This window comes from Geodermatophilus sp. SYSU D00710 (assembly GCF_054050195.1).
Map to the genome: position 1 here is coordinate 1 of NZ_JBJGYX010000096.1, position 11,017 is coordinate 11,017.

Sequence of the window (11,017 nt, forward strand, 5' to 3'; positions counted from 1 at the left end):
CCCCCACCCCCCCCCCCCCCCCCCCCCCCCCCCCCCCCCCCCCCCCCCCCCCCCCCCCCCCCCCCCCCCCCCCCCCCCCCCCCCCCCCCCCCCCCCCCCCCCCCCCCCCCCCCCCACGACCGTGCTGGTCAGCAGGTGCGCGCCGGGTCAGCCGGTCGTAGCGTCGGCCTGCCCGGCAGAACCCCTGACGGCACCCTCCCCACGACACCCCCGACGGCACCCAGGAGCGGCGTGCACCCCGACGGCCAGCAGTCCGACAGCGGCGCCGTCGGGCGCACCCTCGGCGTCGAGGAGGAGTTCCACCTCGTCGCCCCCGGCACCTACGAGCTGACCCCCGGGCCGCGCGCCTCGGCCGCGGCCCTGGCCGGCGAGGCCGGACCGCGCGTCCTCCCCGAGATCGCGACCACCCAGCTCGAGATCGCCACCGGCGTGTGCACCACGCTGGCGCAGGTCCGCGCCGAGCTGACCGCCGCTCGCACCGAGGCCGCCGCGGCCGCCGCCCGTGACGGGCTGCTCGTGCTGCCCGCCTCCACCCACCCCTGGGGGTCCTGGCACACGATGCCGGTCACGCCGGGCGAGCGGTACGAGGCGATGGTCGAGCGCTGGGCGGGCCTGGCCCGGCAGCAGGACATCTGCGGCTGCCACGTGCACGTCGGTGTCCCCGACCTCGACACCGCCGTCGCCGTCCTCGACCGCACCCGGCCCTACGTCCCGGTGCTGCTGGCGATGACCGGCAGCTCGCCGTTCCACGACGGCGTCGACACCGGCTACGAGTCCTGGCGGACGCTGTGGTGGACCCGGTTCCCGCACGCCGGCGCCCCCGAGCCCCTCGGCGACGCCGACGGCTACCGCCGGGTGCTCGCGGGCCTCGTCGCCTCCGGCGTCGTCGCCGACGGCTCGCACCTCTACTGGGACGTCCGCCCCTCGGCCCGGCTGCCCACGATCGAGTTCCGCCTGGCCGACGTCTGCACCACCCTCGACGACACCGTCCTGCACGCGGCGCTGGTCCGCTCGCTCGTGCGGGTGCTCGCCGCCCGCGCCGTCCGGGGCGAGCCGGTGCCCGAGGTCCGCCCGGAGCACCTGCGCGCCGCCCGGTGGCGGGCTGCGCGGGAGGGCGTCGCGGGGCGGCTGTTCGACCCGCTGCGCCTGGAGCTGGTCGACGCCCGCGACGCGGTCAGCGGGCTGCTCGCCGAGCTCGAGGAGGACCTCACCGCCGCCGGCGAGTGGGACGAGGTGTGCGTCCTGGTGCAGGACCTGCTCGGCCGGGGTACGTCCGCGGCACGGCAGCGGAGGACCTGGCTGCGCACGGGCGACCGCCGGGCGGTCGCCGAGCGGGTCGTCCGGGAAGGGGCGGCCGGGGAGGTCTGATGGACCGGGACGACGTCCGGGGGCTCGCACTCCCGCTGCGCGACGCGACGGACCTCGACCCGCTGCTCGCCCGGGTCGGCGACGCCCGGGTGGTCGCGATCGGCGAGGCGAGCCACGGCACGCACGAGTACTACGCCTGGCGGGCGGCACTGACCCGCCGGCTGGTCGAGGAGCGCGGCTTCGGCCTCGTGGCCGTCGAGGGGGACTGGCCCGACTGCTACCGGGTCAACCGGAGCGTGCGGCTGCGCCCGGGCGCCGACGCCGACCCGCGCACCGCCCTGGACGCCATCTCCCGCTGGCCGACCTGGATGTGGGCCAACGACGACGTCGTCGAGTCCTGCCGGTGGCTGCGCGACCACAACGCGCCCCGGCCCGAGGCCGACCGCGTCGGCTTCTACGGCCTGGACGTCTACAGCCTCTGGGACTCGATGCAGCAGCTGGTCGCCTGGCTGCGGGAGCACGAGCCCGACCACGCCGACGCCGCCGTGCAGGCGCTGCGCTGCTTCGAGCCCTACGGGGAGGACGGCGCGGAGTACGCCTTCGCCACCCGGCTGGCGCCGGCGACCTGCGAGCAGACCGTCGTCGACCTGCTGCGTCGGCTGTGCGAGGAGCGCGGCGCCACCACCGACGGCGACGACCCCGAGGCCCGCTTCGCCGCCGAGCAGAACGCCGCGGTCGTCGCCGGGGCCGAGCGCTACTACCGGTCGATGCTGGCGGGGTCGGCGGCGTCCTGGAACGTGCGCGACGTGCACATGGCCGACACCCTCGACCGGCTGCTGGCGCACACCGGCGCGAAGGCCGTCGTCTGGGAGCACAACACCCACGTCGGCGACGCTCGGGCCACCGACATGGCCGACGCCGGGATGACCAACCTGGGGCAGCTGCTGCGGGAGCGGCACGGAGCCGGCGACGTCGTCCTCGTCGGCTTCGGCGGGCACCGCGGCGGGGTGGTCGCCGGGCGGGAGTGGGGCGCGCAGATGGAGCGGATGACCGTCCCGCCGGCCCGGGAGGGCAGTCTGGAGCACCTGCTGCACGAGGCGCTCGGACGGGACGCGCTGGTCGTCGTCCCGCCGGGTGCGCGCCCGGGCTGGCTGGACCGCCGGCTCGACCACCGGGCGATAGGCGTCGTCTACCGGCCCGAGCGCGAGCGCTGGGGCAACTACGTGCCCACCGTGCTCGGGGAGCGCTACGACGCCTTCCTGTACCTGGAGGAGACGACGCCGCTGCAGCCGCTGCACCTCGAGCGGCCCGACGAGCACGTGCCCCCCGTGGCGCACGCGGTGTAGCCGTGGCCGCTCCGCGCCCGGCCGCCGCGGGACGACTCGAGGCCCGCCCCGGTCCCGACCCGGCCGGCCCGCCGCTGCCGCCGGGCACCACCGCGCTCGACCTCGGGGGCCGCGCCGAGGCGCTGGTCGCGGTCCCGGGCGGGGGCACCGGCGCGCGGCCGCTGCTGGTGTTCTGCCACGGCGCCGGCGGCGACGCCGCGCAGTCCCTGGCCGCGGTGGGTGACGTCGCCGGGGCCCGCGGGGTCGCCGTGCTCGCCACGTCGTCGGTCGCCACCACCTGGGACCTCATCGCCGGCGGGCTCGGCCGCGACGTCGCCGTCCTGGACGCCGCGCTGGAGCAGGTGGCCGCGGGTCTGGCGGTGTCGCGGACGGCGCTGGGCGGCTTCTCCGACGGCGCCTCGTACGCGCTGTCGCTCGGCCTGGCCAACGGCGGCCTGTTCGAGGCGCTGCTCGCGTTCTCGCCCGGCTTCGCCTCGCCGCCGGGGCGGGAGGGGCGCCCGCGCGTGTGGATCGCGCACGGCACCGCCGACCGGGTGCTGCCGGTGGAGCGCTGCGGCCGGCGGGTGTCGCAGCAGCTCACCGCGGCCGGCTACGACGTCGCCTACGACGAGTTCGACGGCGGCCACGTGGTGACGCCGGACCTCGTCACCGCCGCCCTCGACACGTGGCTCGGCCCGCCCGGATGACGCCGGGCGGGCCGAGGAGTGCTAGGCGGTGCGGCGCGCGACGAGGTCCTTCTGCTGGTCGGGGTTGACCTCGTCCGGGTTGTCGCCGTGGTCCTTGGGGCCGCCGGTCTTGGACGCCGAGAAGCCGGGACCGAGCTTCTCGAGGGCCAGCCGGCCGTAGACCTGCTGCTGGGTGGCGACCCGCTGCGAGCGGCCGCGGCCGAGGAAGCTGACCATCCAGTGCAGCACCGTGGTGACGCGGCTCTTGAAGCCGATGATGTAGAAGAGGTGCACCACCAGCCAGATCACCCAGGCGATGAAGCCCTCGAACTTCAGCTTCTTGATGTCGGCGACGGCGGAGAACCGCGAGATCGTCGCCATGTTGCCCTTGTCGCGGTAGCGGAAGGCCCCGCGGGGCTTCTTCCCGGCGAGGCGGCGGGTGATCTGGTCGGCCGCGTAGCGCCCGCCCTGGATGGCCACCTGCGCCACGCCCGGCAGCTTGTCCGGGTGGTTGGCCATGTCGCCGACGACGTGGATCTCGGGGTGCCCGGGCAGCGTGAGGTCGGACTGCACCGAGATCCGGCCGGCCCGGTCGACCTCGGCACCGGTCTTCTCGCCCAGCATCCGGCCCAGCGGGGACGCCTGGACGCCGGCCGCCCACACCTTGGTGGCCGCGGTGATCCGGCGCAGCTGCCCGTCGGAGTCCTTGACGGTGAGGCCGTCGGCGTCGAGGTCGGTCACCAGGGCGCCGAGCTGCACCTCGATGCCCATCCTGTTGAGGTGCCGGCGGGCCTTCTCGCCCAGCTTCGGGCCGAACGGCGGCAGCACCTGGGGCGCGCCGTCGATGAGGATGATGCGCGCCTGCTCGGGGTCGATGTTGCGGAAGTCGCGGCGCAGCGTGCGGTGCGCGAGCTCGGCGATCTGGCCGGCCATCTCCACGCCGGTCGGGCCGGCGCCGACGACGACGAAGGTCATCAGCCGCTCGACCTCGGCGGGGTCGGTGGCGATCTCGGCCAGCTCGAAGGCGCCGAAGATCCGGCCCCGCAGCTCGAGGGCGTCGTCGATGCTCTTCATGCCGGGGGCGAACTCGGCGAACTGGTCGTTGCCGAAGTAGGACTGCCCGGCACCCGCGGCCACGATCAGCTCGTCGTAGGGGTGCACCGCGGTACGGCCGAGGATGGTGGAGGTCACCGTCCGGGCGTCGACGTCGATGTCGACGACCTCGCCGAGCACCACGCGGACGTTCTTCTGGTGCCGCAGCACCTCACGGGTGGCCGGGGCGATCTCGCCCTCGGACAGGATGCCCGTGGCGACCTGGTACAGCAGCGGCTGGAACAGGTGGTGCCCGGTCTTGGCGATCACCGTGATGTCGACGTCGGCCTTGCGCAGGGCCTTCGCGGCGAACAGGCCGCCGAAGCCGGAACCGACGATCACCACCCGCGGCCGGCCGGTCCGCGAGCTGTCGGCGGGGGTGTGCGCAGGTGATGTCGTCGTCATGATGACTGATCCTCTCCCGTCAGGGACTCCGCTGTCCTGCGGCACCCGGGCCGGGGCGGTGATCCCCGACACGGCCGCCGTCGAGTGGTGCGCTCGCGGTGTCCGCGTCCACCCGGTACAACCGGGCCGGTGCCCGCCCTCATCCCCCGGCTCGTGGTCGTCCCGGGCCTGGGGCTGGACGGGCGGTCCTGGTCACGGCTGTGCCGGCGGGTGCCCGCCGACGTCGTGCTCCTACCCGGGATGGGCCGGTCTGCACCTGTTCCCCCGCTCGACGACCTCGCCGCCGCGCTGCGCGCCCGCCTCGGCACCGGGCCGGCCGTGCTGGCCGGTCACAGCCAGGGCTGCCAGGTGGTCGCCGCGGCGGCGACCGACCCCCGCGTCGCCGGGGTGGTGCTGCTCGGCCCGTCGACCGACCCGCGGCTGCGCCGGCCGGCGACGCTCGTGCGGTGGTGGCTGGGGACGGCGGTGCGCGAGCCGTGGTGGCAGGTCCCCCTCGTCCTGGCGCAGTGGCTGACCACCGGCCCGCGGGCCATGCGGGCGCTGTGGCGGGCCGCCGCCCCCGACCGGATCGACGCCCGGCTGCGCGCCGTCGGCGTGCCGGTGACCGTCGTCCGGGGCACCCGCGACCGGCTCTGCCGCCCGGACTGGGCGGCGCGGGTGGCCGCCGCGGCGCCCCGCGGCCGGGTGGCGGAGGTGCCCGGCGCGGCCCACCTGACCGTGCAGACCCACCCCGACGACGTCGCGGCCGTGCTGCGGACGGCCCTCGCCGACGCCGCCGGGCCGAGCAACGGGCAGCAGGCCCGCGGCGTGTCACCATGACGGCATGGGCTCCTCCTCCGCCTCGGCCGGCGCGCTGCTGCACCACGTGCGCACCGGCCGTGCCCGGAGCCGGGCTGAGCTCGTCGCGCTGACCGGCGCCGCGCGCAACACGGTGAGCGCGCGCGTCGACCAGCTCATCGCCGCCGGCCTGCTCGAGGAGGGCGGCCGCGGCTGGAGCACCGGGGGCCGGCCGCCGACGCTCCTGCGGTTCAACAGCGCGGCCGGGTGCGTGCTCGCCGTCGACCTGGGCGTCACCAGCGTCGACGTCGCCGTCACCGACCTGTCGGCGCAGATCCTCGCCACCGCCGGGCACCCCATCGACATCGCCGAGGGGCCCGGCCCGGTCCTCGCCGAGGTCGACCGGCTGGCGCAGCAGGTGCTGGCCGAGGCCGGGCTGACCCCGGCCGACGTGTGCGCCGCCGGCGTCGGCGTCCCCGGCCCGGTCGAGTTCTCGACCGGACGGCCCTCCCACCCGCCGATCATGCCGGGCTGGCACGACTTCCCCATCCCGAGCGCGTTCGGCCGCTACGGCTGTCCGGTGTTCGTCGACAACGACGTCAACGTGATGGCGCTCGGCGAGATGGGCGTGGCCGGGTCGGTGCAGGACGTCCTCGTCGTGAAGGTCGGCACCGGTATCGGCTGCGGGATCATCGTCGACGGCGGGGTGTACCGGGGCGCCCAGGGCAGCGCCGGCGACATCGGCCACATCCACGTCCCCTCCGCCGACGGCCGCGAGGTCGTCTGCCGGTGCGGCCAGACCAACTGCCTCGAGGCGATCGCCGGCGGGGGAGCGTTGCTGCGTGACGCCCAGGCCGCCGGGCTGCCGGTGACGACGACCCGCGAGGTCGTCGAGCGGGCGGCGCAGGGCGACGGCGTGGCCCTGGAGCTCGTCCGGCGCGCCGGCCGCACGATCGGCACCGTCCTGGCCGCGCTGGTCAACTTCTTCAACCCGCACCGGATCGTCATGACCGGCGGGGTCGCCCAGGCGGGCGTCCCGTTGCTCGCCGGGATCCGCGAGGCGGTGTACGGCCGGTCCATGCCGCTGGCCGCGCGCGCCCTGGAGATCACCGTCAGCGAGGCGCCGGACCTCTCCGGCCGGATCGGCGCGGCCCTCATGGCCATCGAGGGCTACCTCGACGAGGACTCCGTCCACCAGGCGCTCGCCCGCTGACGCGGGCCCTCCGCACCACCGCCCGCACGGCCGGGTGTCTCCCGGCGCAGATAGCGATCCGGTAACCGATGTCCCGTCGGCTCTTGACCCCGTGTGTGCCACCTCATATGTTCCCGACTCGTCGGACTAATGGTCAACGATGAGCAGAAGTCGGGTGATGCCGTGGACAGCCAGCAGGGAGCGGTGCTGCGTGAGGCGCCGCTGCTGGAGATGCAGGGCATCGTCAAGACCTTCCCGGGCGTCCGGGCGCTCGCCGGTGTCGACCTCGACGTCCGCGCCGGTGAGGTGCACTGCCTGCTCGGCCAGAACGGCGCCGGCAAGTCCACGCTGATCAAGGTCCTCGCCGGCGCCCACCAGCCCGACGACGGCGTCATCCACTGGCGCGGCGAGCGGGTCCGGCTGGCCACGCCGCAGGCCGCGCTGGGCCTCGGCATCGCGACGATCTACCAGGAGCTCGACCTGGTGGCCGGGCTCACCGTCGCCGACAACGTCTTCCTCGGCCGCGAGCAGGCCCAGCTGGGCTTCGTCCGGCCGCGCGAGCTGAACCGGCGGGCGGGGGAGCTGCTCACCCGGCTCGGCCACCCCGAGATCCGGCCCGCCGCCGAGGTCGGGTCGCTGCCCGCGGCCTCCCAGCAGATGGTGAGCATCGCGCGGGCGCTGTCCCAGGACGCCCGGCTGATCATCATGGACGAGCCGTCCGCGGTCCTCGACAACGAGGAGGTCGAGCGGCTGTTCACGGTCATCCGCGACCTCACCGCGCACGACGTCGCCGTCGTCTACATCTCCCACCGGCTGGAGGAGATCCGGGAGATCGGTGACCGGATCACCGTCCTCAAGGACGGCCGGACCGTCGCCACCGGGCTGCCGGCCCGCGAGACGCCCACCCGCGAGGTCATCACGCTGATGACCGGCCGCGACATCGAGTACGTCTTCCCCGAGCGCCACCACCGGCCCCCGGCCACCGCCGAGCCGGTGCTCGAGGTCGACGACCTCGGCCTGCGCGGCGCGTTCTCCGACGTCTCCTTCACCGTCCGGCCGGGTGAGATCGTGGGGCTGGCCGGGCTGGTCGGCTCGGGCCGCTCGGAGATCCTCGAGACCGTCTACGGCGCCCGCCGGGCGACCAGCGGCTCGGTGCGCGTGGGCGGCCGCCGGCTGCGGCCCGGCGACGTCGGCGCCGCGGTGGCCGCCGGCGTCGGCCTGGCGCCGGAGGAGCGCAAGAGCCAGGCGCTGCTGCTCGGCGAGTCGGTCGCCCGCAACATCTCGATCTCCAGCCTGGCCCGCTTCGCCCGCGGCGGCTTCCTGTCCGGCACCGCCGAGCGCGACGCCGCCCGCGAGCAGGTCAGCGCGCTCGAGGTCCGCCCGGCCGACGTCGGCCGCGAGGTGCGGACGCTCTCCGGCGGCAACCAGCAGAAGGTCGTGCTCGCCCGCTGGCTGCTGCGTGACTGCCGGGTGCTGCTGCTCGACGAGCCCACCCGCGGGGTCGACGTCGGCGCCCGGTCGGAGATCTACGCGCTGGTCCGCGACCTGGCCGACCGCGGGGTCGCGGTGGTCGTGGTCTCGAGCGAGATCCCGGAGGTGCTCGGTCTGGCCGACCGGGTCCTCGTCGTCGCGGAGGGCCGGGTGCTGGCCGAGGAGCCGGCGTCGGCACTCGACGAGCACCGCGTGCTCGACCTGGTCATGGAGGGGACGTCGACGCACGGCGTCCCGGTGCACGAAGGGGACGTCGCATGAGTGAGGGCAGCACCGCGCTGACCACGGGGACCGGCAAGGAGCAGGCCCGCCGCGGGCACTCCGGCGGGTTGCTGGCCGGGCCGGTGGGCCGCAACCTCGGCCTGGTCGTCGCCCTGGCCATCCTGTGCGTCGTCGGCGTCGTCACGGCGGGGGACCGCTTCGCCGACGTCGACAACATCCTGACCATCCTGCGGCTGGCCTCGGTCATCGGCGTGGTGAGCGTCGGCATGACGTTCGTGATCATCGGCGGCGGCATCGACCTGTCGGTCGGCGCGCTGGTGGCCCTGGCCTCGGTGTGGGCCACCACGCTGGCCACCCAGCAGATGGCCGAGGACGTCCACTGGATCGTCATGGTCTTCACCGCGCTGGTCGTCGGCGCGGTCGCGGGGCTGGTCAACGGCGTGGTCATCGCCTACGGCCGGCTCGCCGCCTTCATCGCCACCCTGGCCATGCTCACCGCCGCCCGCGGCCTGGCGGAGATCATCGCCAACCGGCGCACCCAGATCGTGCGGGACCGGGACTTCCTGTCCTTCTTCTCCGGCGACGTTCTCGGCGTCCCGACCCTGGTGATCATCTTCGCGCTGGTCGCCGTGGCCGGGTGGGTGCTGCTCAACCGCACCACCTTCGGCCGTCGGACGTTCGCCGTCGGCGGCAACGCCGAGGCCGCCCGTCTCGCCGGCATCCGGGTGCAGCGGCACACCGTCAAGCTCTACGTGCTGTCCGGCATCACCTGCGGCATCGCCGCGGTGATGATGATGGCGCGGACGACGACGGGCAGCTCGACCCACGGCACGCTCTACGAGCTCGACGCCATCGCCGCGGTCGTGATCGGCGGGACGCTGCTGATCGGCGGGCGGGGGACGATCGTCGGCACCGTCTTCGGCGTCCTCGTCTTCGAGACGCTCGGCAACATCTTCACGCTCAACAACCTGTCGAGCTCGGCGCAGGCCGTGGCGACCGGCGTGATCATCGTCCTCGCCGTCCTGCTGCAGCAGCGGCTGGCCACCGGCGGCTTCAGCTTCCGCCGGCCGCCGTCCGGAGGCGTGTCCGGGGGGCCCGCCCTGCCCGGCTCGCCGTCGGGCGCGGTGTCCGGCGGCACCACCGCCGACGGCGGACCCGGTGGTGCCCGGCCGGCCGCGACCGGCAAGACGCTCTGACCGGCCCCGGCCGGGACCTCCCCGCAGGACTTCCCCGCACCACCCGGCGCGCGACCCCCGCGCGCCGGTCGCACCACCCGCCGGACCCGTCCGGCGGCGCCCACCCGGCTCCCGGACAGGGAGGCGACACCCGAGGAGAGAGCATGTCCGCATCGAGGCAGCGTCCGTTCCGCCGTCTGCCGTACGCCACGGTCGCCCTGCTCAGCGCAGGCGTGCTCGTGGCCGGCTGTACCAGCAACACGCCCGAGGACACCGGTGGCGGTGGCGGTGGCGGTGGCGACCAGGCGGCCAGCAGCAACGACGAGGCCGGCGAGACCGTCACCATCGGCTTCTCCGCCCCGGCCGCCGACCACGGCTGGATGGCCGGCATCACCGAGGCCGCCCGCGCCGAGGCGGAGAACTACGAGGACGTCGAGCTCGTCGTCGCCGAGGGCACCAACGACGTCAGCACCCAGATCAGCCAGGTGGAGACGTTCATCAACGACGGCGTCGACGCCATCGTGCTGCTGCCCTTCGACGGCGCCGCGATGACCCCCGTCGCGCTCCAGGCGATGGAGGCCGGCATCCCGGTCATCAACGTCGACCGCGAGTTCGACAGCGAGTTCGCCGCCCGCGCGACGATCCTCGGCGACAACTACGGGATGGGCGTCTCGGCTGGCACGTACATCTGCGAGCAGCTCGGCGACAACCCGGACGCGGTCGTCGCCGAGATCGCCGGCATCGACTCGCTGCCGCTGACCCAGGACCGCAGCCAGGGCTTCGCCGACGCGCTGGCCGAGTGCGGTCTCGACGTCGACAACCGCGTCGCCGCCGACTTCACCGTCGAGGGTGGCGAGGAGGCGGCGTCGAACCTGCTGCAGGCCGCGCCGCAGATCGACGCCATCTGGAACCACGACGACGACCAGGGCGTCGGCGTCCTGGCCGCCATCCAGAGCGCCGGCCGCAGCGAGTTCTTCATGGTCGGCGGCGCCGGCTCGGCCAACGCCATGCGGGAGATCCAGTCCGGCGAGTCCGTGCTCCAGGCGACCGTCATCTACCCGCACACCCAGGCCGCCGACGGCATCGCGCTGGCCCGGCTCGTCGCCCAGGACAAGAGCCTGTCGGACCTGACCTCCCAGGGCGTCCCGCGGCGGACGGTGCTGAACGCGCCGGTGGTCACCGCGGACAACGTCGACCAGTACATCGACGCCGCGTTCGAGTCCTGATCCACCCGGGGGGGGGGGGGGGGGGGGGGGGGGGGGGGGGGGGGGGGGGGCGGGGGGGGGGGGGGGGGGGCGGGGGGGGGTGCTGCTCGCGGGGCGGGCGCGCGGCGGGGGGGGGGGG

General features: G+C 75.3%; 9 protein-coding genes. 8 read left to right on the forward strand and 1 reads right to left on the reverse strand.

What is annotated here, in order from left to right; genetic code table 11:
- Positions 1 to 231: 231 nt before the first annotated feature.
- From ACI78U_RS24125 to ACI78U_RS24135, 3 genes are read left to right on the forward strand one after another with little or no spacing between them, the layout of a single operon-like run.
- Positions 232 to 1,368: a carboxylate-amine ligase gene (locus ACI78U_RS24125; RefSeq protein ID WP_456877967.1), complete on the forward strand. Its 1,137-nt coding sequence runs from the start codon at positions 232 to 234 to the stop codon at positions 1,366 to 1,368.
- On the forward strand, positions 1,368 to 2,654 hold the full coding sequence (locus ACI78U_RS24130) for an erythromycin esterase family protein (protein WP_456877968.1): 1,287 nt from the start codon (positions 1,368 to 1,370) through the stop codon (positions 2,652 to 2,654). The genes ACI78U_RS24125 and ACI78U_RS24130 overlap by 1 nt, the downstream gene beginning before the upstream one ends.
- A 2-nt stretch (positions 2,655 to 2,656) precedes the next feature.
- Entirely contained in the window at positions 2,657 to 3,340 is a 684-nt protein-coding gene (locus ACI78U_RS24135) for an alpha/beta hydrolase (protein WP_456877970.1), read from the forward strand.
- Between the two features lie 21 nt (positions 3,341 to 3,361).
- Here the strand turns inward: ACI78U_RS24135 and ACI78U_RS24140 are convergent, their stop codons facing one another.
- Positions 3,362 to 4,816, reverse strand: a complete 1,455-nt coding sequence (locus ACI78U_RS24140) for an NAD(P)/FAD-dependent oxidoreductase (RefSeq protein WP_456877972.1) — start codon at positions 4,814 to 4,816, stop codon at positions 3,362 to 3,364.
- Positions 4,817 to 4,945: 129 nt separating this feature from the next.
- Between ACI78U_RS24140 and ACI78U_RS24145 the strand changes: the two genes are divergently transcribed.
- The 5 genes from ACI78U_RS24145 to ACI78U_RS24165 all read left to right on the forward strand — a co-directional run bounded on the left by ACI78U_RS24145 (position 4,946) and on the right by ACI78U_RS24165 (position 10,899).
- Positions 4,946 to 5,635 carry an alpha/beta fold hydrolase gene (locus tag ACI78U_RS24145; protein WP_456877973.1) on the forward strand — a complete coding sequence of 230 codons (690 nt, stop codon included), beginning with the start codon at positions 4,946 to 4,948 and terminating at the stop codon, positions 5,633 to 5,635.
- Between the two features lie 4 nt (positions 5,636 to 5,639).
- Positions 5,640 to 6,806, forward strand: a complete 1,167-nt coding sequence (locus ACI78U_RS24150; RefSeq protein WP_456877975.1) for an ROK family protein — start codon at positions 5,640 to 5,642, stop codon at positions 6,804 to 6,806.
- Between the two features lie 162 nt (positions 6,807 to 6,968).
- Complete coding sequence (locus ACI78U_RS24155; RefSeq protein WP_456877977.1) at positions 6,969 to 8,537, forward strand: sugar ABC transporter ATP-binding protein; 1,569 nt, start codon at positions 6,969 to 6,971, stop codon at positions 8,535 to 8,537.
- A complete protein-coding gene (locus tag ACI78U_RS24160; RefSeq protein WP_456877979.1) occupies positions 8,534 to 9,694 on the forward strand; it encodes an ABC transporter permease in 1,161 nt (386 codons plus the stop codon). The genes ACI78U_RS24155 and ACI78U_RS24160 overlap by 4 nt, the downstream gene beginning before the upstream one ends.
- Before the next feature lie 143 nt (positions 9,695 to 9,837).
- A complete protein-coding gene (locus ACI78U_RS24165; protein ID WP_456877980.1) occupies positions 9,838 to 10,899 on the forward strand; it encodes a substrate-binding domain-containing protein in 1,062 nt (353 codons plus the stop codon).
- The last annotated feature ends 118 nt before the right edge of the window (positions 10,900 to 11,017 follow it).